The sequence below is a fragment of the Exiguobacterium artemiae genome, assembly GCF_033342815.1.
Lineage (GTDB): Bacteria > Bacillota > Bacilli > Exiguobacteriales > Exiguobacteriaceae > Exiguobacterium_A > Exiguobacterium_A artemiae_A.
This window is the reverse complement of record NZ_JAWPEN010000020.1, coordinates 22,494-46,643: the sequence shown is the minus strand read 5'-3', so window position 1 is coordinate 46,643 and position 24,150 is coordinate 22,494. Positions and strand designations below refer to the sequence as shown.

Genomic DNA, 24,150 nt, shown 5'->3' with positions numbered 1-24,150 from the left:
TCCTCCTTACAGGTCAAACGCATTGGCGATTGCTGCGACGGTCCGTTCGATATCGGCCTGTGCAATCGTATATGAAATGCTGATTTCTGATGTCGTGACTTGATAAAACGTAATGTTTTCCGCGCGGAACGTCGCAAACAATTTCGAAGCGACACCGGTTGCGTCCCGCATCCCGATTCCGACGACTGATAACTTGGCATGCTGGTTGTGACGGTCGACTTTGACCGTCGGGAAACGATTGATGATATCCTGCAGCGCTTCTTCCAAAAATTCTTCTTCATCCAGCGGACAAGAGAAGGAAAGGAAGATGTCGCTGTCAAACGTCGTCTGACTGATCATATCGATGTTGACGTGACGCCCTGATAACAGTTCAAAGATATCCGCGACCGCCGAGTTCGTCTGCGGTACATGCTTGATTGACACCGTCAACACGTTTTTCGTTACACTGACGCTCGTGACCGCTTTTTGTTCCATCGTTTCCGTTGCCTCCATGATCCAAGTCCCTCTTTCCGATTCTAATGTTTTTCCGACGAAGATGTGGACGCCGTATTTTTTACCGAGTTCGACACTGCGCATCTCCATGACTTTTGAGCCGAGCGCACTCATTTCCATCATCTCATCGTATGAAATATGTGGAATCGGTTGTGCCGCTGCATGAATCCGTGGATCAGCGGTGTAAACACCGTCAACGTCCGTATAAATTTCACATCGTTTATCAAGAACCGCAGCCAAGGCGACGGCTGTCGTATCCGATCCGCCGCGACCGAGTGTCGTGACATCCCCGAGCTCATTGACGCCCTGGAAACCGGCGACGATGATAACGTCGTATGTCTCCAGTTTTTTCCGGAGCAATTCGCCGTCAATCTGTTTAATTTTACTTTTCGTGTGGAGTCCCATCGTGCTGATACCTGCCTGGGCCCCTGTCTGCGACAAGGCTTTTATCCCAAGCGAGTTCAGGGCGATGCTGAGTAATGAAATCGTCTGTTCTTCACCGATTGCAAGCAGCCGGTCCAGTTCGCGTCGTTCCGGACGGTCTGTAATAGCCTGTGCCTGGGCAATCAATGAATCCGTCATTTTCCCCATTGCCGATACGACGACGACTAATTTTTCACCTTGTTCCGTCCGATTCTTCAAATAATTCGCAATTGACTGAATCTGTTCGACAGTCGCAACCGAACTACCACCAAATTTAAGTACAGTTGTCACAATCCTATCTCCTTTTGTCCCGAAACAGAAAAAAACGACGGGCCGGTAGGAGCGTTCCTACGGCCCGTCGTTATCACGATCGGACAAACGATGACAGTGTCATACGTTCTTTTACGTAAGATAGCGCTCCGAAACGTGGGTTTCGGCAGTACAACGGATCTTAACCGTTGTACCAGCAATCAAGAAAAAGCATTTTCTTGTTCACTTCGGCGGATTTCCCCTTTCACATCACTTGGCATGCTTGCCTTGATAAGTGTTGCTACTGATGTCATCCGCGCCTCTATCTGTCGGTTGTTAGTTACAGTTATAGCAAACATTTTTTGTTAAATCCAGTGATTTGCCAAACTTTTTTTGAATTTTATATTTTTTCAAGTTGCTTCTTCGCTAATACAAGTTGATCCCGGACGGCCGTAAAACCGGTTCCGCCGTAACTTCCCCGTCGTGCGACCGCCTGAACCGGATCGAGCAACGGATAAACATCTTCTGCAATGACCGGATGGAACGTCTGATACGTGGACAGCGTCAAATCTTTTAAGAAACAGCCGCTTTGGACACAATGTAAGACGGCTTTTCCGACGATTTCATGTGCTTCCCGGAACGGAATCCCTTTTGTGACCAGATAATCCGCCAGTTCCGTTGCATTCGAGAAGTCTTGCATCGTCGCCTTCTTGAGCGCTTCTGTCTTAAACGTAGCCGATTCGATCATGCCTGTAAAAATTTGAACGGATTGTAATACAGTATCAGCGGTGTCAAAGACACCTTCCTTATCTTCCTGCATGTCTTTATTATACGCGAGCGGTAAAGCTTTCATCGTCGTCAGGAAACCCATCAGATTTCCGTAGACACGACCTGTTTTACCGCGGATCAGTTCCGCGAAATCCGGATTCTTTTTCTGGGGCATCATGCTCGATCCCGTTGAAAAAGCATCAGATAACTCGATAAATGAAAACTCCTGTGACGCCCAGATGATGATTTCTTCGCAAAAACGAGACAAGTGCATCATGACCGTCGAAGCGATTCCGAGATATTCGATGACGAAATCCCGGTCCGAGACCGCGTCCAAACTGTTCGGATAGACTTGTTCAAACCCAAGTAACTCGGCCGACTTGAACCGGTCAATCGGGAAAGTTGTTCCCGCCAGTGCCCCGGCACCGAGCGGCGACATCCGAATCCGTTTCAGGTTATCGGTCAATCGATCGGCATCCCGTTCAAACATCCAAAAATAAGCGAGCAGATGATGCGCGAGTGAAATCGGCTGCGCCCGTTGCAGATGGGTGTAGCCCGGCATGACCGTCTCCACATGTTGCTCGGCCTGTTCCGTAATGACGGATTGCAGGTTGCGGATACTGGTCAGAAGTTCAAGAACATGCTGTTCCATCCAAAGGTGGAGATCAGTCGCGACCTGGTCATTTCGACTGCGGGCTGTATGCAGCTTACCGGCGACCGGACCAATCTGTTCCGTCAGTAACCGCTCGAGATTCATGTGGATGTCTTCATCCACTGTCGTATAGACGTGTTGCTCGAGTGTCGTTTGCAACTGTTTAAGGCCGGCTTCGATTTGTTCCCACTCGGTCTTTTCAAGAATTCCCTGTTCATATAACATCTGCGCGTGTGCAAGACTCCCCTGTAAATCAACGGCTGCTAATTTCTGATCAAACGAAATCGATGCTCCGAAGGCCTCCGCTTGAGCGGAAGCACTTTCCGTAAAACGTCCGCCCCATAGTTTCGTCATTTTTTCACGCCTTCCTGACGATGAACACTGGCATGTGTCGCAATCGCAAGACCGTGCAATTTGATGAATCCTTTCGCTGCTTCGTGATCAAAGGCATCTTCTTTTGTATACGTCGCGAGTTTCTCGTCGTAGAGCGAAACCGCTGACTGACGTCCTGTGACGGTTGCGTTCCCTTTATACAGTTTGACACGGACTTCCCCGGTCACGTCCTGTTGCGTTGCCGTCAAGAACGCTTTAAGGCCTTTTGTCAGCGGTGCATGGAACAATCCGTTGTAAATCGTTTCTGCATATTGTTTGCTGAGAATTGGTTTAAAGTGGGCAACGTCTTTCGTCAATGTGATCGTTTCAAGTGCTGCGTGAGCTTTGAGTAAGACTGTCGCACCCGGGCACTCATACACTTCACGTGACTTGATGCCGACCAAACGGTTTTCGACATGGTCAATCCGTCCGACACCATGTGCACCGGCAATGATATTCAGTTCTGTAATCAGTTTCGCCAGCGGATACGCTGTCCCGTTAATCGAAACCGGAACACCTGCTTCAAAACCGATGATGACTTCTTCCGCTTGATCCGGTGCGTCTTCCGGTGCGACCGTCAAAGCGTATGCATCTTGCGGCGGCTCTGTCCATGGATTTTCAAGGACACCACATTCGTTACTGCGTCCCCATAAGTTCATGTCGATTGAATACGGGCTGTCGAGATTGATTGGAATCGGAACGTTGTTTTCTTTTGCATAAGCGATTTCTTCTTCACGTGACCATTTCCATTCACGAACCGGTGCGATGACTTCGAGTGACGGATCAAGAGCAGCAACCGAAACTTCGAACCGGACTTGGTCGTTTCCTTTTCCGGTACATCCGTGGGCGACTGCTGTGGCACCGTGGGCATGCGCCACTTCGACCAGTTTTTCAGCAATCAACGGACGGGATAAAGCGGAAATCAATGGATACGCACCTTCGTAATGCGCACCGTATTGGAGGGCCGGCAAAACAAAGTCATTTGCGAATTCGTCTTTGACATCAAGGACAATCGATTCGATCGCACCGACGAGTAACGCTTTTTCTTTGATGACCGACAAATCTTTTCCTTCGCCGACATCCATGCACAATGCGACGACGTCATAGTCCTTGCTTAACCATTTGATGGCGACTGAAGTATCCAATCCACCCGAATACGCTAAAATCAATTTTTGTTTTGTCATTCTTATTTCCTCCTTGAATTCGACTGTATCTGTCTGTATAAAAATTCACTATGAATTATATATATACATAGACTTTCAAAAAAAGAAACCCTTTTTTCAGGATTTCTCAAAAAATATGCATTAAATTTTTTTCTCCATCGTCCGGTGCGGAATGCCCGCATCATCAAATTCATCGGAAACAATCGCATAACCAAGCCCTTGATAAAACGGAATGGCCTGTACTTGGGCACCGAGCGTTAAAATCGTCCGGCCTTCCCGGCGGGCAATCCGCTCCATCGCCTGCATCAGCTCGCCGCCGTATCCTTTTCCTCTTGTCGCAGCAAGGGTCGCGACGCGTTCGACCTTCATCCGTTGCTCATCGTACGGACGGGTCCGCCCCGTCGCAACCGGACGATTCATCTCATCGAGGACAAGCAAGTGAATCGCTGTTTCATCATGCGTATCATATTCCAAATGGCTTGGAACGCCTTGTTCCTCGACGAAAACCCGTTCCCGGATCATTCGGACCGCTTGTTGTTGTTCGGCTGTTTTCACTTGAATCACTGTCATGTATGTAATTCCTCCTTTAATGCTTCTGCATAAGCTTGTGCCTCTTCATACGTTTGGAATACTGCCTGGGCATTGTTTTCACTTCCACCGCCCCGTCCATTAAACTGCTTTAAATGGGTTTTGGCAAATTTTCCGAGATGAATGGATCCGGCGCTGCACATGAATAATTTTTTGGCATTTTCGTTCCAGACGAATCCTGTCCGTCCTGCTTCAGCCAGGGCTTTCAACAGTTTTTCCGAGAAACGGACATCCTCTTGATCATGCCGAACGGTGAGAACCGGTTCATCCGTTGCGAGCAACTGTTTTAAGACCGTTTTGACATGCAGATCTTCCGCCTGTCCGATTTGACGGTTCAGACGGACTTGTTCCTGCTTCAGTTCCTCCACGACGAGATGGACCTGATCTTTTTTAGCTGATACTGCACGTGCGGTTTCTGCCAGGACACGCCGTTCGGTCGTCAGTAATCGAAACGCCCGGTCTTTTGCAACGTACGCTAAACGAATATTCCCGCGAACCTTTTCAAGTCCCGTGAATAAAATCATTTCCAGTTCCGTCGTTGAGGCGAGATGTGTTCCCCCACAGGCACTGTAATCCAGTTCACCGATTTGGACGACCCGAATCTTTCCTGTGACTTGTGGTGTTTTTCGTAACGGTAACTGCAAGGCTTCTTCTTCTGTATATTCCGTCGCTGTAATCAAGAGGTTTGCTTGAATTACCGTCCGTAACCGTTCCTCCAAGCGACTTTGAAGCGTCTCGTCCCAGGCACCGAGATCGAGATCAAGCGTCGATTCTTCTGTGCCGGTCCGGAAACTGACTGTCTTGATTTGAAATTCGTCTTGAAGAATTGCGGAAATAACGTGTTGTGCTGTATGTTGCGCCGCATGATCCGTTCGAATGACATCATCGACTTCACCCTGCACTTCGTTTTCAAGAAGCGGACTGTCGAGCAGGTGCCAGACCTCCCCTTCTTGAAGCTGGACATCGAGGACAGGAATCCCGTTGAGTGTTCCCCGATCCGCAGGCTGTCCCCCGCTCTCCGGGTAAAAGTAGCTTTGTTCTAATTTTACCCAGTAACCTTGTTCTTCCTTCGTACCTGTCACGATTGATTCGAAGGTCCGGACGTCCGGATAAATTTGCTCTGAACGCATCTTCATTCCACCTTTTCCGCACTGAATTTGCTTCTATTATGACACAAATCACTTACAATCGTTTGTCGACATCTTCATTTCCTAGTACACTAGATGAAAGACTATCGACCGCGAAGGGACGAAATGCCGTGATTCAGCATATCAATAAAAATTCACCACTTCCAATCTACTACCAAATCGAGGCTGCCTTGAAGCAACAAATCGAGGAGGGTCTGTTACAACCCGGCGATTTAATCCCCTCGGAACGCGAGTTTGCCGAAGCCCATCAAATCAGCCGGATGACTGTCCGTCAAGCCATCTCGAATCTTGTTAACGCTGGTTATCTCATTCGTCAAAAAGGACGCGGCACATTCGTCGCCAATAAAAAAATCGTCATGCAACTGTCCGGATTAACCAGTTTTTCCGAAGAGATGGAACATCTTGGTTTGGAACCGGCGAGTGAACTGCTGTCTTATCAAACGATTGCTGCCGAAATGACGATTGCGAATAAACTCGGGATTCGTGAAGGAGCCAAAATCTATGAATTAAAACGGCTACGCATCGCGAACGAACAATCGCTTGCGCTCGAAACTGTTTATATCCCGGAACAGCTGTTGCCGGGTTTGAACCAGGATGTCGCCATTACGTCCCTTTATGCCTTTGCTGAAGCCAGTGGACTCAATCTGGGTCGCGCCAGTCAGACTTTCGAATCACGTCTTGCGACAAAAGAAGAAGCACAACATCTCGGTTTGTCGGTCAGTTCACCTGTTTTGTCCGTCGAACAGCTGACTTTCCTTGCCACCGATCAACCGTTTGAATATGTCATTTCCGCGTATCGCGGCGACCGGTATACGTTTACGGTCGAAATGGAACGGCAACGCTGATGCTGATTTGAATACAGAGGAGGACTCCTCTTCCTTTCCGAAAAAAAAAGCACATGTCTCAGGATACTTTTCAAGAAAGTATCTGAAACGTGTGCTTTTTAATATCCAGTTAGCATTACTGAACGGGTTGTTCGACTGTCGTCGAATCATCTGTTGTTGTCGAATCCGTTGTTCCCGGTGTCCCTGTCTCTTCTTTTATCGGTGACACTTCTTGTCCTTGCATTGCCTTGGCCAGGTTGGCTTTCACCCGGTCAAGCTGATTCGGGTCCAGATGGTATTCCCATTTCCCGCTGATACCGATGTATCCTTCACCTGCGAGCTGGTATTCCGTCGTATTCCGTAAAGCTGTCGTAAAGTCAGCTAACCGGAGATAATCGTTTGGACCTAAGTTCGTCTCAACGTTGTCCCCGACAGCGTCTAAGATATCACGGTACGCACCAAGCGAACGGAAGCTTGCGGCTTCTTTCGCAACAGCTTGAATGACTTGCATCTGCTTTTGTCCCCGGCCGATATCACCGAGTGGATCATCATGGCGATTTCGGACATAAGCGAGTGCTTGTTCCCCCGTCAAATGTTGCATACCTTTCGGAACGGTAATCGTTCCTGCTTTACGCGCTGAATCCTGTTCTTTGAACGCATAACGGACGTCGATATCAACTCCATCCAGCGCATCGATCAACTGAACGAATCCTTGGAAATTAACTTTAACGACATGATTGATTTCAATGCCGAGCAGATTTTCCGTCGTCTCACGGGCGAGTTTGATGCCGTTGTAAGAACTCGATTTGTCCATCGAACCAAAATAATGCGCATGGGTGATCTTGTCCTGCTCGACACCCGTTTTCCCGTACGGCACATCATACTTGGAGTAATCAATATTGACGAGTGAATCCCGGGGAATACTGGTCAGGACCAATTGCTCGGTCTTTTTATTCAAGACACCTACAATCATGACATCCGACCGCGCCGGCTCCTTGCGTTCTTTACTCGCTTTCGTCTCATCCGTTCCTAAAATCAAAAAAGATTCGGACGGCACATCATCATATTTCGAACTGACTTTCGAACCTGGAATGTTGATTTGTGTTCTCGCCAGCGTTTCCTGTGTTTTTATGAAAACCGCTCCCGCATAACCGGAACCGATAACGGTCAAAAGTAATAACAAGGCAGCGATCACTTTGATGAACATCTTGCCAGCACTCGGTTGCCTCTTTCTTGCTGATCTCGTCTGCATCTGTAAGCCCTCATTTTCATGTAAATTTTCTGTAAAGTTCACTATTCTCCATTATCCCGACTTTTATTAAAATGTCAATTTACGTTTCGATTAAGATGATGTGATTTCACTATTTTTACAATCGGACGGCTCACCGTTCACAACATAAAAACCCGCCTCTTGAGAAGACCGGTCTAAAGCAGTCCGGTCTCATCAAAGACGAGTTGTTGTTTCATTTCATGAAGTTGGTATAGGCAGCTCGGCCCGTGCGTTTCGCTTCGTCCGACAACAAGCTTGCCGCTTCTTCATCAAGAACGACCATCACATCGGCGTGCCGCTGTAAAATCGTCGCCGGGCATGCCGTCGTCGCCGGACCTTCCATCATATCGCGAATCGCCTCCGCTTTCCGTTCGCTTGAAGCTACCAACAAAATCTTTTTCGCTTCCATGATCGTTCCGATTCCCATCGTGATCGCTTCTGTCGGTACATCTTCCAACCGATCAAAAAAACGCTGATTGGCCTGTCGGGTCGACTCGGTCAGCTTAGTCACGTGGGTTTTGGCATCAAAAGGGGTGCCCGGTTCATTAAACGCAATATGACCGTTCGAACCGATCCCGAGCAACTGAATATCGATGCCTAACTTCCGGACAAGCGCTTCATACCGGTCACTCTCTTCACTTGGATCCACCGTGTTTCCGATCGGCACATACGATTCTTTAAAGTCGACCGCATCAAACAAATGCTCCTGCATGAACGTATGATAACTGTGCGGATGATCCGGACTGAGTCCGACGTATTCGTCCAAATTGACGGTCGTCACATGCCGGCAATCCACTTGATCCTTGCGCCATTCTTCATAAACACCGAGCGGAGAACTGCCGGTCGCAAGTCCGATCGTTAATCCTTCCGGGTGTCTTACAATCTCCTGTTTGAGCAGTTGATACGAAACATTTGCCAATTCTGCCGCTTTTTCTACAATCATCCATTTCATCAGTCGTTACCCCTTTCCGTTTGTAAATTGGTGCACTTTCCCGCGGTGAACGGTTTGCTCCACTTCCATGTCTGCTGTCAATACGACAAAATCGGCATCCTTGCCCTGCTCGAGTCGTCCTTTATGTGTTAAGCCGAATTCCTCTGCCTGATTAATCGAAGTCATCTGGACGGCTTGTTCGAGTGAACAGCCGGTAAAGCTGATGATATTGCGTAGCGCCTGATCCATCGTCAAGACACTGCCGGCTAAGTTCCCGCTTTCGAGACGCGCTGCTCCGTCCTTGACGTGCACCGTCTGTCCGCCGAGTTCATATTCTCCGTCCGACAATCCCTTCGCCCGCATCGCATCGGTGATGACCGTCAAACGGTCTGGTCCCTTCATCCGGTAAGCGAATTCGACCATCTCTTTCGAACTGTGGATCCCGTCCGGAATGATTTCCGCGTATACCGATCGTTCGAGGAGACAATATCCGACGGTGCCCGGTTCCCGGTGATGCAAAGCACGCATTTGATTATAAAGATGCGTCCCGTGGGTAACATTACCTGAATGATTTTGATCAAATGTCGCATCGGTATGTCCGGCAGATGGAATCGCTCCCGTCTCTCGAACAGCCGCTTCAAAATCACGGGCACCCGATCGTTCCGGAGCGTACGTGACAAGTTTGATCTGATTTCCGGATGCCTGTTGCCATTTTAAAAACTGGTCTGCATCGGGTTCGACGATATATTCAAGTGGTTGTGCTCCGGCATAATCCGGATTGATGAACGGTCCTTCCAGGTGAATCCCTTCAATCGTCGTCTGCCGGGAGTCGATGACATCGCGCGCGACTTCCAGGGCCCGCGTAATCTGATTCCAGTCTTGGGTGATCGTCGTCGCAAAAAAGGACGTGACACCTTCCGAGAGCATGGATTCACTCAATCGGCACAGCGCTTCCGCACTTGCATCCATCGTATCGACGTCGTATCCACCATGGATATGAACATCAATCATTCCCGGAATCAATCGTTTTCCCTCAAGATTAATGACTGCTTCGTCGCGCGCTGTGTAAGCTGACATCGGCCCGATTTCCTGGATGGTCTCCTCAAAACGGATGAATCCATCGTGAATAACGGTCTGTCCCGTATAAATTTCAGCATGAATCATGGTTGGCATCTTGTGACTTCCTTTCTCGTGTAAATTCCGGCAAGTAATCTATCTTCCCTTTTAGTATACTGCTGTTCATTCTAGTTGTATAGACCTTTATACATTTAACTAACTATGAAAAAGAAGATTCCGGCGTCTCGTCCGGAATCTTCTTTAGTCACGGCAATAAAATCCGGTCTTTTTTCTTCGAAATCAGACGTGTCGCTTTTAAGATCGCAATCGTCAGTGATTGACGTTTACGGTAGGCGAGGTAACGTCCTTCCCATTTCGGATCGTATTTTTCCTTGTATCGTCTCAGTCCTGTAAAGCTGTACATATACCGGATGTTATTGAACACATCCGCTGCCACGCGCTCCTGCCAAAATGAGGTTTCGTCCTCACCAACGGACGAGAGTGGAGCCATTCCCATATTAAAGGTGTGGTAGCCTTGCTCGGTCGCATAGTCAAACAAACGGATAAACATGGCATCCATGATCCCGTTCGGACCATCCGGACGAAAACGCATTAAATCAATCGAGAGAACCCCTTCTTGATACGCCGGCATGAACGTCATGAATCCAAGCATCTGCTGATTGGCATCACGCATGATACCGATCGGCGCTTGATTCAAATACGACTCGTTGAAATAACCTAATGAAAATCCTTTTTCTGATTTCCCTCCCAGCCATTCATCCGAGACGTCACGTAATTGATGCAACAACGCTTCACTGAACGGAGGTGACACGACTTCAAACGTCATGCCTTCCCGTTCGAAACGATTTTTAATAGAACGTAAGCCGGCCCGCTTTTTCCCGGAAACGGTAAAGGTCGTCATGTCGACGATTGCTTCCTCGCCAAGCTTAAAGAAATTAAAACCAAAATCATGATACAACGACATATTTTGTGCCTGAATCTGATAGATGTTCGGGATATACCCTAAATCCTCAACACGCCGTAAGAAACAGGCAATCAACTGGGAATGCTCTTCCGGATTTCCGCTCGGGTCACCCAGCATCATAATCCGGTTTCCAGTCTGACTGAACTGAATAAATGAACGCCCGGACTCGGAGAAGAAAAAGCGTTTATCGCCGAGAAAAGCCAGGTGACTTAAATAATTTCCCCCCTCTTCTGTCAAGACATCCTTAACTTTTTGCAAATCTAACTTTTCACCCAGGACCGGATGATTAAATGTATTGAATAAACGAATGAAGACGAGTGTGTAGACAAGTGCAAAAATCGAAGCACTCGCGGCAAACATGAAGATCTCATGCGCAGGATAGACCTTTGTTCCGTCAGCCGAACCGAGTGTATAAAACGCATATCCGAAGAAGATGAAGCCGCCGATGTATAAAAAACCGGCAAAACCGGCCCGGATTAGTCGAGTCGTCGTGATCAGTGTCCGTTCGCGATGAAAGGCACTGCGTGACATCGTTACTAAAATCAACACGATCAACACGACAGACAAGGAAATCAAGTTAAATCCGCGGAGGGCCATCCCGATTAAAGCAAAAGCCGAAACACCATAAATCATATACAGTGAACGTTTCGTCCGTCGGTACAGAGACGGAGCAAGCAATACATACAACAAACCGGCCATCAAAAAGAAACTGTTTGCAAGCAGCAGCAATTCATGCGGCAGACGGGCTTCCAAATATTCATACTGTGTCGAATTAGGCGGCAGAATCGCCAGACCCCAAATCGCGATGCCGGCGAGTAACGTAATCAAGGCCAATGTAAAATGTCGTACTTTACTTAAAAAACGTAACTGAAGCCGCCAAATGACGCCGCCGACCTCAACCGACGGACCGACAATCGGTTTATCCTCAATCATTTTGACGACCGGACCGCTGAACTCACGTGCCGAGAAAATGACACCGATCACGAATGGAATCAAATAATACACCAGACGATAAATCAGCAATCCGGTAAGGACGATCCCTTCTTCGACACCGGCGCCCTGCATGCCAATCAAAAAGACCAAGTCAAACGAACCGAATCCACCCGGCACCATCGAAATCAATCCGGCGGTTGCGGCGATGATGAAAACGCCGATGACTTTAGAAAAACTGACATCCGTTCCGAGGGCTGCAAGAATAAAATAAACGACGACTCCAGCACTGAACCATTCCGCAAGCGATACAAGCGAATAGAGGGCGATCGACGACGGACGGATACTGCTGCTTCCGCGCCGGAAGGTAAACAGAAGATAGACCGGGAAGAAAAAGGCAACACCGATGATGACCGGCCATAACCATTTCTTTAAATCCAACACTTCAAAAGCAGGAAAGACATTTAATAAAGATAATGCCGATAAAATCGATAATCCGCTGATCAGTGTCGGAGCCATCCAACCGATGGCTTTTAATAACCGGGTTCCTTCGACGAACGGTCGATAGAGGGCTGTTCTGACGCCCATTCCGGCAAGTCCTCCGAAACCGATAATCCCGTTAAACGAGTTGGCAATCCAAGATGCCCGGAAAATCAGCCCGAGTGGAACCTTCACTTGAAGCGAACGCAATAAGAAGAAATCATAAAAGAACATCGTTGCGACCGCTGCAAGTCCCGAGACAATCAATAAAATGAATTTCCAGGACGGAATCTGCTGAATCGCCCGAATCGATTCTTTTAACGATAGACTTCTTAATTCGTTTTGTCCTTGATAAAAAATGAACGCAATCAAGATAATCGGCAAAATGATTTTCGCCATTGTCAACAAACGTTGTTTATTGAATCTCATTTCACGACCTCCTTTGATTTTCTGACAAGATGCATCAGGCGGAGCAAGAGAAGACTGGCTCCGACGGCGAGTCCGATGATCAAGCCCCACCAATATCCGTCTGGCCCAAGTTCCGTAAACCGCTCAAAATAAAATCCGAGTGGCAGTCCGATGACCCAGTACGCGGTAATCGTCAAAATAAATGTGACGTTGACATCCTTAAATCCCCGAAGCGCCCCTTGAGTGGGTGCTGCGACCGCATCGGACAATTGAAAGAAAATCGCTAAAATCATGAAATGAGCTGCCATTTTGATAACTGCTGGATCGTTGCTGTAAAGTGCCGCAATCCGTTCATTTTGAACGTACAGTAATATCCCTGAAAATAGCGAGACGACGAGACAGAGCAATAAGCCGATCCACACGTATTGAACGGCGTCCTTGACTCGTTTGGCACCCATTTCGAATCCGACCGTGATCGTCAGGGCTGATGCAGCCGAGAGCGGAATCATATAGACGAATGATGCAAAGTTGATCGCTGCCTGATAAGCTCCTATGACGACATCGCCGTAGGCGCCAAGCAGCAAAGTTACAGCTGAAAAGATACTGACTTCCGAAAAGATCGCTAAGCCGATCGGCGCACCGAGCAAGACCAATTCTTTGATTCTTGTTACATCCGGTTTATAAAAACGACGGAGAATCCCGAGTCGTTGAAACAGTTCACCTTTCAAGACAACACCAACAACCGCGATACATAAAATCCAGTAGGTGATGGCTGTCGCCACACCGGCTCCGATTCCACCGAGTTCCGGGAAACCGAACTTTCCGAAGATAAACAGATAATTGAAAGCAACATTAATGGGTAAAGAGAATAATAATAACGTCATCGTGATGTTCGACTTTCCTAACGAATCAATTAAGGTACGCAGGACAAAAAAGACGAACATCGGAATGATGCCAAAACCTAACATGACGAGATAGATGCGGGCAACATGACGTGCCTGATCTGATAATTCCATTTGGTTCAAAATCGGATTCACGAGCACCAGTCCGAGCAGAATCGTCAAGACGATAATGACGACGGACACATACAATGCCTGAATCACGATCCGCTTCACTTCCCGCTCTTTTCTTGCTCCCATTGCTTGGGACACAAGCGGCGCCACGGCTAATAAAATACCCGTCAATCCTGTATAAACCGGTGCCCACAGACTGGCTCCGACGCCGACGCCCGCTAAATCAGCCGACCCGTATCGTCCGGCCATGACCGTATCAAAAAAACTAATTAAGTAAAACGCTACCTGTGTGACCAGAATCGGAAAGAAAATCTTCATGAACTGTTGAATCTTTCCCGATAGCGTAGTTGTCTCTAACATTGTTCCACCACATTCCAGGGCAACCTGCACCCTATTTTTATTGAAGCATTCAAGTTTGCACTTTGTTCTACGTAAATTATTTAAGGAGGGATTCATTTGAATCATCGTGATGCGGAAAATTTAACTTTTGAATTACTCGAGACCTGGTCGACGTTTAATCATTATGCCAAGGAAGCCCAAACATTTAAAAACCCGGAAAATGTCCACCAGGCCCGGATCCGGTTGCGTAAACTCATTACGTTCGCGAAACTGGTTGATCAAACCGAGGAACCGATCTATCTCATCTGGAAACGTTTGATGGCTGCATTCGGTCAAGTGCGGGATCTTGATGTCCAACTCAGCCAACAATCGGTCGACTCGCCGATCGAACAATTATTCGCAGAACATCTTGCCTTGCAGCTGCAAGGCAAGCGGGCAACGTTACTGGAAACGATGCACCTGTTGATTTCCGACGAACTCGACCGTTCCGTCCGCCGTTTTTTAGCCGGTCGGTTGACGAAACAATTAAAACGGATCGATGAACAACATCTTCTCCAGACAGCCGAAAAACGATTTGATAAAAAGAAACTCCACTATGAAAAAGTTCAGCATAAGGAAGGGAATAAGCGGATTCAAATGATGCATGAGTTACGGCTTGCAACGAAATTTTACCGGTATACAGTCGAATATTTACGACCGTACACCGATTTTCCAAAGTCGTCCGTTGATCGGTTAAAACGGATTCAAACCCAATTAGGCGATATCAACGATACGTATAACCGGCTTGAACGCTGGCGTCTCTTCAGTGTTCCGGAAGAACAACTGGCGCAACAGCAAAAAGAAATCACGCGACTTGAGAAAAAGCTTTCGAAACTGCTCGATCAGCTGTCGTTTGATTAAGGATGGCGCTGAACAAGCAACTCCAGCATCTTTGTTCCGGCAATCGAGTTTCCTTTCAAGTCAAGCGCCGGTCCGAAGATACCGATTCCAAGGTCCGCCATGTCGAAATCACTGCGGCCACAGGCAACGATCGCACCCGAGACCCCGCTTTTTCCGGGTAAGCCGACCTGGACCGAAAATTCACCGGACGCATCGTACATGCCGCACGTCGTCATGATCGCCCGGATGATCCGTGCATTCCGGCGGGAGATGACTTGATTCCCGGATGGGGTTTTTCCGGATTGACTCAAGATTTTCCCCATCATCGCGAGTCCTTTACAGTTGGTCAAAATTGCACATTGTTTTGTGTAGACATCGATGATTTCTTCGACGTTCCCTTCGATGACTCCATGATACCGCATGAAGTAAAGCAGAGCCCGGTTTAAGTCGGTCGTCTCGAATTCGGATTTCGCGACTTCCGCATCATATTTGACCATATCGAGATCGATATCAAGTAAATCCGCAATGAATTGACGTAACCGGTTCAGCTTATCAACTGCATTTTCTCCCGGTAACATGCTCGTCACCGCGAGGGCTCCGGCATTGATCATCGGATTAAGCGGTTTTGTCGGAATCGTCTCTTCTAGCTTCGCAATCGAATTGAAGGCGTCCCCAGTCGGTTCCATCCCGACTTTTGAGAACACGTAGTCTTCTCCAAACGTCTCGAGGACAAACGCCAATGTGATGATTTTTGAAACACTTTGTAAGGTGAACATCGTTTCGGCGTCTCCCGCGGATACAAAACTGCCGTCTGCATTACACACGGCGATTCCGAGTTGGGTCGGTTCCGACTTTGCCAGTTCCGGTATATAACTCGCCACCTGCCCGAGGACGGTATAGGGGCGGCATTCAGCGATTAACTCTTCTAGTTGTTGTTGCGTTACGTTCATCGGAGTCCCTCTTCCTGTCGTTTTCATTAGCTTATCATGCTTTTTCATCATGAGATATGCCGTTGTTCTTTTTAGTTTTCCTTCTCATTCAAAAGGTCGTCTCTCCCCTGACTGTCAGAGGACGAGACGACCTTTTAGACTATACTTCAACGGATAATCAATTCTGTACCGTCTGTATCGATTGCGACGTGTGAACCGTCCTGGATGGATCCACTGATCAAGGCCCGTGCCAGCTTTGTTTCAATCGTCCGCTGGATATAGCGGTTGATCGGGCGTGCCCCGTACTGCGGTTCAAACGCTTCATTGAAAATCAATGTTTTTGCCGCTTCGGTCACATCAATCGTAATTTCACGACCGGACAGACGATCCGCCATCTTGCTGACCGCTTTGTCGATGATCCGTTCAATTTCCGCCCGGTGGAGAGGATGGAAGAGAATCGTGTCATCAATCCGGTTCAGAAACTCTGGCCGGAAATACTTTTTCAACTCTTGACGGACGGCTTCTTCTTCTGCCGCATCAATTTCTCCGTCTTTTGCTGCTTCAAGTAAAATATTCGATCCGATGTTGGATGTCATGATGACGATCGTATTCTTGAAATCGACCATCCGTCCTTGTGCATCGGTCAAACGTCCGTCGTCGAGCACTTGAAGTAAGATGTTAAAAACGTCTCCGTGGGCTTTTTCAATCTCGTCAAACAGGAGGACCGAATACGGACTCCGGCGGACGGCTTCTGTCAATTGACCGCCTTCTTCATACCCGACATAACCCGGAGGTGCTCCGACCAGACGTGATACGTTGTGTTTCTCCATATATTCCGACATATCAATCCGGACGATGTGTTCCTCACTGTCAAACATGGCTGCTGCGAGAGCTTTCGCCAGTTCCGTTTTCCCGACCCCTGTCGGTCCGAGGAACAGGAATGAACCAATCGGGCGGTTCGGATCCTTGATTCCGGCACGTGCCCGGATGACTGCATCCGACACCAGTCGGACGGCCTCATCTTGACCAAAAACACGTTCGTGCAGCGTATCTTCCAAATACAGCAGTTTCTCACGTTCGCCTTGTGCGAGTCGGCTGACCGGAATCCCTGTCCACTTCGATACGATATCGGCAATTTCTTCATCTGTCACGGCTTCCCGGACGAGTTCATGCGATACGTGTTCCGCCGACTCTTCCGCAACTTTCAACTGATTCTCAAGAGCGGGAATCTGCCCGTATTTGATTTCGGATGCTGTATTCAAATCGTATCGTCCTTCAGCTTCCTGCAGGGCAAGTTTTGCTTTTTCAAGATCGGCCCGCAGTTGCTGGACGTTTTGGGAACTGTCTTTCTCACGTTCCCATCGTGTCCGGAGCGCACTCTCGTCCTCGCGCACAGAACTGAGTTCCTGCTGGAGCGTCTCGAGTCGTTTCCGGGAGGCTTCATCGGTTTCTTTTTTCAGTGCCGCTTCTTCGATTTCAAGCTGCATGACACGGCGGACAAGCGAATCCAGTTCAGCCGGCATCGATTCCATGTCGGTTCGGATCATGGCACAGGCTTCATCGACTAAATCGATGGCTTTATCAGGCATAAAACGGTCCGTGATATACCGGTCGGACAGGATTGCTGCTGCAACCAGGGCATTATCATGAATCCGGACACCATGATGAATTTCAAATCGTTCTTTTAGTCCCCGTAAAATCGAAATCGTATCTTCGACATCCGGTTCCGCAACAAGGACCTGTTGGAATCGGCGTTCGAGTGCCGGATCTTTTTCGATATATTTCCGGTATTCATCTAAAGTCGTCGCCCCGATGCAGTGCAACTCTCCGCGGGCAAGCATTGGTTTCAGCATGTTACCGGCATCCATCGCCCCTTCGGTTTTTCCGGCACCGACAATCGTATGCAGTTCATCGATGAACAACAGAATCTGTCCTTCGGCTTCCTTAACTTCGTTTAAGACCGCCTGCAGACGTTCCTCAAACTCTCCGCGGTATTTCGCACCCGCCACAAGCGTACTCATATCGAGACTGAACAACTGTTTGTTTTTCAGACTTTCCGGTACATCTCCCCGGACAATCCGTTGCGCCAGACCTTCAACGATGGCTGTTTTCCCGACACCCGGTTCCCCGATCAAAACCGGATTATTTTTCGTTTTCCGGCTGAGAATCCGGATGACACGGCGGATCTCGTCATCTCGTCCGATGACCGGATCGGTTTTCCCGGACCGGAAGTCTGCGACAAGATCGCGGCCATATTTCTTTAAGACGTCGAAAGTCGCTTCCGGATTTTTAGTCGTTACTTTCCGGTTGCCCCGCATTTCGATGATTGCTTCCCGTAAGACCTGTTCAGTCACACCCTGGTTCCGCAAATATTGTGTCGCCGGACTTGATTGTTTGATAAGACCTAATAATAAGTGCTCGACAGAAACATAATCGTCTTGCATCAAACGGGCTTCCGTCTCGGCTTCCGTCAAGACCTGCAACAAGGAGTTACTGATGCGCGGCGTCGAGGATTGACTAAGTGCCGGTAATCGTCCGAGTGCTTCATTCACACCTGTCTCCAACTGGTCAATCCGTTGGTCCAGCTTCTCAAAAACAATCCGTGCGATGCCCTCTTCTTGTGAGAGTAAAGCGAGCAACAGGTGCCACTCTGTAATCTCACTGTGTCGACGTTGTTTGGCAATGGCTTGTGCCGATACGATAGCTTCATGTGCCCGGTCTGTTAATTTTTCGAAATCCATTTTTCCGTCACTCCTTCACAGATAAACGATTTTCCCACTCTTCATAAAACGACGGTTCCATTTCCGGTAATTTTACTTCCAGTTGAACCAACAGAGCACCGCGGTGTCCTTCCCGGTTACTGAGTCCCCGATTCGGAATACGGAGCCGGGCTCCCGGTTTTGTGCCGGGCTTGATTTTCAATTTGACACGTTTTCCTTCCAACGTATCTGCGACGACTTCTCCCCCGAGAACAAATACGGTCGGATAAACCCGGACTGTCGAAATGACGTCGGTATCCTGGCGGCGGAACTGTTCATCATCCTTCAGATGAATCGTCACGTACACATCTCCCGCGATGCCTTTGCGGTTGCGTTTCGAACTTTTACCGCGTAAGCGGACTTTTTTTCCGTCATACAAATCTTTTGGCAGACTCATTTGAATGGCTCCTGTCGCCAGTCGAATCGTCACCTTATCATTTTGACTCAGATGACTCAGCGGAACCGTCAACTCGAGTTCTTCGTCCGTTTCCTCGGGTTCCTGACTAAAGAACGAACCAAACATATCCTCGAATCCAAACGACTGTCCTGCCGATCCCGACGGCCGCGATTGACGACCGTTGAATTGACGGAAAAGATCATCATAGTCAGCCGACTGTCCGTAACCTGCTCCTGCCATCCGTTCATAATTACTTCCATATTGATCATACTGTGCCCGTTTTTCTTCATCCCCAAGGACATCAAATGCTTCCTGAATATCTTTAAAGCGCTGATCCGCACTCGCCTCCTGATTGACGTCCGGATGGTATTGTTTCGCAAGCTTTCGGTAGGCCCGCTTGATTTCCTGGTTCGATGCCGTCTTCTCGACACCAAGCGTCCGATAGTAGTCTTTCGCCACTCTGATCACTCCCTTAACTTTTTGTTCTGTATCTTAATTATAAAATTAGTCAGTCAATTGGTCAAATATAGTCAAACTTTTTTTGACGATTCTTTTGTTCTTTTCACTTTACGCATTTTCCTCAAACAAGTTTCACTTCAGAAACCATGATATACTGACAACTAGCATCAGGAAAAAGGAGCGATCAAGGCATGGATGGTAAAAAACGCGCCGACGTCAAAATCGGGCAACACGTCAGTATCGTATTAAAGCAAGACCAACGGACAGGGAAACGGACGGAAGGAATCGTCAAGGATCTGTTAACCAAGTCACCAAATCACCCGCACGGTATCAAAGTCCGTCTCGAAGACGGGCAAGTCGGCCGGGTTCAGGAAATCTTATAATTCAGCACACGACAAAGCCCCCCGCTTTCCGGCCATCTGCCGGAGAACGAGGAGCTTTTCTTCATTCACTGGAGCGCTCGAGGTAACGTAAGGTCACTTCGATTAAGATCCGGGCAGCATGCTGCATCGCCTGTTCTTCAAAGTCAAACTTCGGATGATGATGCGGGTAAAAGGTTTCGTCCCCTGCCCCGGTAAAGAAAAAGGTACCGGGCACCTGTTGCAAGTAATAAGCGAAATCTTCGCCACCCATCGTCGGAGCAATTTCAAAGACGTGATCCGCACCCATGATGTCAGATGCCACGGTCCGCAAAAGGTTCGTTTCTTCCGGATGATTGACGACCGCCGGATACCCTCTTTCGTACGTAAACGAATAGGTCGCCCCTGCCGCGTCACATACCCCTTTGATTGTCCGTTCCATTTCACGTACGATTTGCTCGGCGACTTCCGGATCAAACGTCCGGATCGTCCCCGTCAGTTCCGCACTGTCGGCGATGACGTTAAACGTATTCCCAGCATGCAGTGTACCAATCGTCAAGACCGCTTGTTGAAGCGGATCGAGTCGGCGGCTGACGATACTTTGCAATTCTTTAACCACGGTCGCACCGAGTACGACGGCATCAATCGTTTCGTGTGGCTTCGCACCGTGCCCTCCGCGTCCGAACAAAGTCAGCTCGAACTTGTCGGCCGCCGCCATGACCGGACCGATCCGGTAACCAATCGTTCCAAGTTTCGTCGTTGACCAGAGATGGGTTCCGAAGATGACATCGACGCCGTCAAGACATCCGTCGGCCACCATGTCCCGTGCCCCGCCCGGAACCACTTCTTCCGCGTGTTGGTAAATCAAGACGACGTTCCCTGCCAACTGTTCTTTCTGACGGACCAGAATTTCGGCAACGGCAAGCAACGTCGCTGTATGCCCGTCATGTCCGCATGCATGCATGACACCCGGGACGGTCGATCGGTAACCAACGGTTTTTTCATCCTGAATCGGTAACGCATCAAAGTCTGCCCGTAGTGCGACCGTTTTTCCCGGTTTCCCCCCACGGATCGTTCCGACTACCCCCCGGCCGCCGACACCGGTCCGGACTTCAATCCCAAGCTCCGTCAATCGATCCGCAATGAATTTCGGGGTATCGACCTCATGAAACGACAACTCCGGATGTTGATGTAAATACCGACGCCGTTCGACCATCACCGGAAATAACTGCTCCACCATCTCTTCCACTGTCTGTTTCATTATGTACGCCCCCTATTTTTTACTGTGCAACATTTTTACACTTTCCCGTGTATACTGCAACCGTTCAATCGTATCGTCATAATGGACGGCGGCATAGGATAAAAACAACACATCAATCGCAAACAACTGAGCGAGACGCGAACTTAAGGCTGCACTTCGTAACGGCGCTTCCGGAGCCCGTGACGTCCATAAGGCGATATCCGCCAGCTGGCTGACCCGATTATCCCCGAACCGTGTCAAACTGATGACCTTCAAGCCCCGGATCTTGGCGAGCCGGATCAACTCCACAACCTCTTCTGTTTCCCCGCTGTAGGAAATTGCAAAAAAGACATCCTCCGGACTGGCGTTCGCAAGAATCGTCGCGACGAGATGCTGATCGGACTCCTGAATCGTCAGTTTCCCGACACGCGTCCATTTTTGGGCAGCATCCAGTGCGACGACGTTTGATGCGCCGATTCCATAAAAGTAAATTGCCCGTGCCTGATCCAGTACATCCGTCGCTTCCGCAATCCGGTCTTCACTCAATTGTTTGGCCGTATCCTGTAACGCTTGAATGCTGTTGCTGACCGTCTTTTCCACTAAGTCAGCAGGCCGTTCATTTTTTTCGATATCATGATACCCTTTTAAATCTGTTCGTGCCGTATCCGCTGAAATCCGCATCCGCAGTTCCGGATATCCTTTTAAACCGAGTGCCCGGCAAAATCGGACGACAGCTGCCGCACTTGTCCCCGATTCTTCGGCTAAATGATGAATCGTCATCCCCGCGATTTCATTCATATGCGCTAAAACAAAATCAGCGACTTTCCGCGAAGAAGAAGGTAACTCTTCGTGGACGGCGCTAATCTGTGAAAAAATACCACCTTTCATGCGAACCGCTCCCTTTACCATGAATTAAAACAGGCGAACTCAGCATAGATTTGTCTGATTCGCATTATGCTTCTTTTCTATTATGCGCTTTCAAGACGGCTTTCGTAAATCTAAAGAAATCTGACAATAGTAAATCAATTTTTGATTGTGTTTAAAAATCAGCTCAGCCGCAAAAAAAAAGACTCCTGCTTGCGCAAAGAGTCTTTCCAAATAAAATCAGCGAATCTTGACGATCGGCTTTTTCGTATCCGGCTCGATGAATAACATTGCTTCCGTATCACCGTTCAAGTTCGTGACGGTAATCGTTGTCGGAACGTTCCGATTGTATTCCCAACGATTTTCGAGCAGGTAGGTCACGTATTGAATAAACGCTACGAGTTCTGCTTTTCCGTAAAACTGCACCGGAATCTTAATTTCTAACTTTTTCAGTTCACCTTCCTGGTAAAACCCTTCGCCCATCATACCGGTGTAATTCGGGAAGTAGTCTTCAAGGCGGTCTTTAAATAAATCAAACTTCGCAGCATCATCCCGGACATCGTTCGTCGCGGCACCGGACGGATAGTAATAATACTTTTCGTCATAGTTTTTCCAGTCATTTGAACTGATTTGATTGCCACGGCCGATGAAGGCAGAAGAGACATAATGACCGGAGACCGGTGATCCTTCACTTTCCTGCAAATACAAGGCCACATGGATCGGTGTCGTTTTGACCCCGTCCGTTTTCCGCATTTTCTTGACCAACTCATTGGCCATCCGCTTTCCTTCTGCAATGACTTTTTTCTCATCAAGTTTTACAGTATAGGTCGGACCGTAGTTTTCATCTTGGAAAACATACTCGCTGTTTAAGACTAAAGCAACTGACGTCCCGCCGAGTTCGAGTTTTTTATCTTCTTCCAACATGTAGTCCTGTTCCAAAATGTGCGATAGAATCAAAGGAGACTTTTGGTTTTTTTCTTTATAGGATTTTCCGGTCGTATACGCAGGATTCAGGCCATTCGGATCACTGACACCATCCCCGGATTTTCCTTTTCGCAACAGCCACTGGGCAATCTGATCGGCTTGCAGTAACTGTCCTTCCTGATAATAGTATTTATCTGGAGCAAAAAATTGAGTGGAGTGACGCATCAGACCGGTCTCGATTTCATCCAGTTCCAGGCGGGAACTAATCCGCTTTTGTGTCATCCCGCGGGCGACACTCGGTCGGAACGGTAAGACGGTCCGATAATAGGAATCGGTTGTATCAATTGCCGGACTGACGACGGCTTGAACTTCTTTTCCTTGTTCGCTCTCTGTAATGACTTCTTTTGTATCGCTTTTCTGTGACAAATCAAACGAACACGCGCCGAGGAATAATGTACTCGTCAACGTCAACGCTGCTATTTTTTTAGATTTCATTTCTTTACGCACCCCATGTTTTTAAAATCGTTCTCTCTATCATAACAGAATAGTTTTCCATCCGGGAAGGTGTAGTTTTCCCCTGATTTTCAAAAAACGATCCTGCTAAAACAGCAGATGAAAGGATACTTCATGAAACGACAAAAATTTTTGGGCCTGCTTCTTCTGATTGCGGGCATCCTGCTGATTCTCTGGCCGCTGTATACCAACCATCAAAAACAGGCGGCCGCGGAAGAGCTGAAGCAACAGTGGACACAAAACTTACAAGCGGTCGATGCAAAGGAAACGAAGAAGCCGGTCGCAACGAACGGCAGCGGCTTACTGACGATTCCATCCCTTGACTTTGAACAGGTCATTTTAGAAGGGGCTTCGACGGCTGTCCTCGATCAAAGTATCGGTCACCTGAAAGCGACCGGCGCTCCCGGTAAAGGGAATTATGCCTTAGCGGGACACCGTAGTTTTACGAAAGGACTTCATTTCAACCGTCTTCCTGAGTTGAAAGCAGGCGCGCATGTGATCGTAACAACAAAAAGTCACCGCTATACCTATCAAATGAAGACGTCACAACTGGTCAAACCCACCGATTTGTCCGTCTTGCATCAGGACGTGAAACAAGCAACCATTACACTGATTACGTGTGATCCGCCGGAAACGGCAACCAACAGGTTAATCAAACAAGGTGTGTTAATCAAAACCGAATCGTTGTAACACACCATTTCAACAGCAAACAGGGAAGGCGCCGTGAATCATGCGC

The 24,150-nt window shown here is 48.3% G+C and carries 20 protein-coding genes and 1 riboswitch; of the genes, 4 read left to right on the top strand and 16 right to left on the bottom strand.

Annotation, left to right across the window (positions count from 1 at the left end):
• Positions 1 to 6: 6 nt before the first annotated feature.
• From R7V76_RS14955 to R7V76_RS14935, 5 genes are all read right to left on the bottom strand, one after another.
• On the bottom strand, positions 7 to 1,206 hold the full coding sequence (locus R7V76_RS14955) for an aspartate kinase (RefSeq protein WP_318093996.1): 1,200 nt from the start codon (positions 1,204 to 1,206) through the stop codon (positions 7 to 9).
• Between the two features lie 113 nt (positions 1,207 to 1,319).
• Positions 1,320 to 1,497, bottom strand: a riboswitch (Lysine riboswitch).
• A 67-nt stretch (positions 1,498 to 1,564) separates the two neighbouring features.
• Complete coding sequence (gene argH / locus R7V76_RS14950) at positions 1,565 to 2,938, bottom strand: argininosuccinate lyase (RefSeq protein WP_318093994.1); 1,374 nt, start codon at positions 2,936 to 2,938, stop codon at positions 1,565 to 1,567.
• Positions 2,935 to 4,140 (bottom strand): argininosuccinate synthase, encoded by a 1,206-nt coding sequence (locus tag R7V76_RS14945; RefSeq protein ID WP_114596934.1) that lies wholly within the window; start codon positions 4,138 to 4,140, stop codon positions 2,935 to 2,937. The genes argH and R7V76_RS14945 overlap by 4 nt, the downstream gene beginning before the upstream one ends.
• A gap of 120 nt (positions 4,141 to 4,260) precedes the next feature.
• Positions 4,261 to 4,689 (bottom strand): GNAT family N-acetyltransferase, encoded by a 429-nt coding sequence (locus R7V76_RS14940; RefSeq protein WP_318093992.1) that lies wholly within the window; start codon positions 4,687 to 4,689, stop codon positions 4,261 to 4,263.
• Entirely contained in the window at positions 4,686 to 5,837 is a 1,152-nt protein-coding gene (locus R7V76_RS14935; RefSeq protein WP_318093990.1) for an alanyl-tRNA editing protein, read from the bottom strand. The genes R7V76_RS14940 and R7V76_RS14935 overlap by 4 nt, the downstream gene beginning before the upstream one ends.
• A gap of 128 nt (positions 5,838 to 5,965) precedes the next feature.
• On the opposite strand from R7V76_RS14935, the gene phnF reads away from it, so the two are divergent.
• Positions 5,966 to 6,700, top strand: a complete 735-nt coding sequence (phnF, locus tag R7V76_RS14930) for a phosphonate metabolism transcriptional regulator PhnF (protein WP_318093988.1) — start codon at positions 5,966 to 5,968, stop codon at positions 6,698 to 6,700.
• A gap of 115 nt (positions 6,701 to 6,815) precedes the next feature.
• Here phnF and R7V76_RS14925 read toward each other — a convergent pair whose 3' ends face one another.
• The 5 genes from R7V76_RS14925 to R7V76_RS14905 form a co-directional block, all read right to left on the bottom strand.
• Complete coding sequence (locus tag R7V76_RS14925; RefSeq protein WP_318093986.1) at positions 6,816 to 7,886, bottom strand: LCP family protein; 1,071 nt, start codon at positions 7,884 to 7,886, stop codon at positions 6,816 to 6,818.
• Positions 7,887 to 8,142: 256 nt separating this feature from the next.
• Positions 8,143 to 8,901, bottom strand: coding sequence for a glucosamine-6-phosphate deaminase (nagB, locus tag R7V76_RS14920; RefSeq protein WP_318093985.1), 759 nt, complete (start codon positions 8,899 to 8,901; stop codon positions 8,143 to 8,145).
• A 6-nt stretch (positions 8,902 to 8,907) separates the two neighbouring features.
• The gene (gene nagA / locus R7V76_RS14915; protein WP_318093983.1) at positions 8,908 to 10,053 is read right to left on the bottom strand and encodes an N-acetylglucosamine-6-phosphate deacetylase; all 1,146 of its coding nucleotides are present in this window, start codon (positions 10,051 to 10,053) and stop codon (positions 8,908 to 8,910) included.
• 148 nt (positions 10,054 to 10,201) lie between these two features.
• On the bottom strand, positions 10,202 to 12,760 hold the full coding sequence (gene mprF, locus R7V76_RS14910; RefSeq protein ID WP_318093982.1) for a bifunctional lysylphosphatidylglycerol flippase/synthetase MprF: 2,559 nt from the start codon (positions 12,758 to 12,760) through the stop codon (positions 10,202 to 10,204).
• Positions 12,757 to 14,112, bottom strand: coding sequence for an MATE family efflux transporter (locus tag R7V76_RS14905; protein ID WP_318093980.1), 1,356 nt, complete (start codon positions 14,110 to 14,112; stop codon positions 12,757 to 12,759). The genes mprF and R7V76_RS14905 overlap by 4 nt, the downstream gene beginning before the upstream one ends.
• A gap of 96 nt (positions 14,113 to 14,208) precedes the next feature.
• On the opposite strand from R7V76_RS14905, the gene R7V76_RS14900 reads away from it, so the two are divergent.
• Positions 14,209 to 14,991 carry a CHAD domain-containing protein gene (locus tag R7V76_RS14900; RefSeq protein WP_318093977.1) on the top strand — a complete coding sequence of 261 codons (783 nt, stop codon included), beginning with the start codon at positions 14,209 to 14,211 and terminating at the stop codon, positions 14,989 to 14,991.
• On the opposite strand, the gene glsA is transcribed toward R7V76_RS14900, so the two are convergent.
• From glsA to R7V76_RS14885, 3 genes are all read right to left on the bottom strand, one after another.
• Positions 14,988 to 15,920: a glutaminase A gene (gene glsA, locus R7V76_RS14895; RefSeq protein WP_290829584.1), complete on the bottom strand. Its 933-nt coding sequence runs from the start codon at positions 15,918 to 15,920 to the stop codon at positions 14,988 to 14,990. The two genes, R7V76_RS14900 and glsA, sit on opposite strands and share 4 nt — an antisense overlap.
• A gap of 146 nt (positions 15,921 to 16,066) precedes the next feature.
• Positions 16,067 to 18,640, bottom strand: a complete 2,574-nt coding sequence (clpB, locus tag R7V76_RS14890) for an ATP-dependent chaperone ClpB (RefSeq protein WP_318093974.1) — start codon at positions 18,638 to 18,640, stop codon at positions 16,067 to 16,069.
• A 7-nt stretch (positions 18,641 to 18,647) separates the two neighbouring features.
• Positions 18,648 to 19,514 carry a DnaJ C-terminal domain-containing protein gene (locus tag R7V76_RS14885; protein ID WP_318093972.1) on the bottom strand — a complete coding sequence of 289 codons (867 nt, stop codon included), beginning with the start codon at positions 19,512 to 19,514 and terminating at the stop codon, positions 18,648 to 18,650.
• A gap of 191 nt (positions 19,515 to 19,705) precedes the next feature.
• Between R7V76_RS14885 and R7V76_RS14880 the strand changes: the two genes are divergently transcribed.
• Positions 19,706 to 19,897, top strand: a complete 192-nt coding sequence (locus R7V76_RS14880) for a YwbE family protein (protein ID WP_012369376.1) — start codon at positions 19,706 to 19,708, stop codon at positions 19,895 to 19,897.
• Between the two features lie 61 nt (positions 19,898 to 19,958).
• Here R7V76_RS14880 and R7V76_RS14875 read toward each other — a convergent pair whose 3' ends face one another.
• The 3 genes from R7V76_RS14875 to R7V76_RS14865 all read right to left on the bottom strand — a co-directional run bounded on the left by R7V76_RS14875 (position 19,959) and on the right by R7V76_RS14865 (position 23,396).
• Complete coding sequence (locus tag R7V76_RS14875; protein ID WP_318093969.1) at positions 19,959 to 21,134, bottom strand: amidohydrolase; 1,176 nt, start codon at positions 21,132 to 21,134, stop codon at positions 19,959 to 19,961.
• Between the two features lie 12 nt (positions 21,135 to 21,146).
• A complete protein-coding gene (locus R7V76_RS14870) occupies positions 21,147 to 22,001 on the bottom strand; it encodes a MurR/RpiR family transcriptional regulator (protein WP_318093967.1) in 855 nt (284 codons plus the stop codon).
• 216 nt (positions 22,002 to 22,217) lie between these two features.
• Entirely contained in the window at positions 22,218 to 23,396 is a 1,179-nt protein-coding gene (locus R7V76_RS14865; protein ID WP_318093966.1) for a CamS family sex pheromone protein, read from the bottom strand.
• 132 nt (positions 23,397 to 23,528) lie between these two features.
• On the opposite strand from R7V76_RS14865, the gene R7V76_RS14860 reads away from it, so the two are divergent.
• The gene (locus tag R7V76_RS14860) at positions 23,529 to 24,104 is read left to right on the top strand and encodes a class D sortase (protein WP_318093964.1); all 576 of its coding nucleotides are present in this window, start codon (positions 23,529 to 23,531) and stop codon (positions 24,102 to 24,104) included.
• Positions 24,105 to 24,150: the final 46 nt, after the last annotated feature.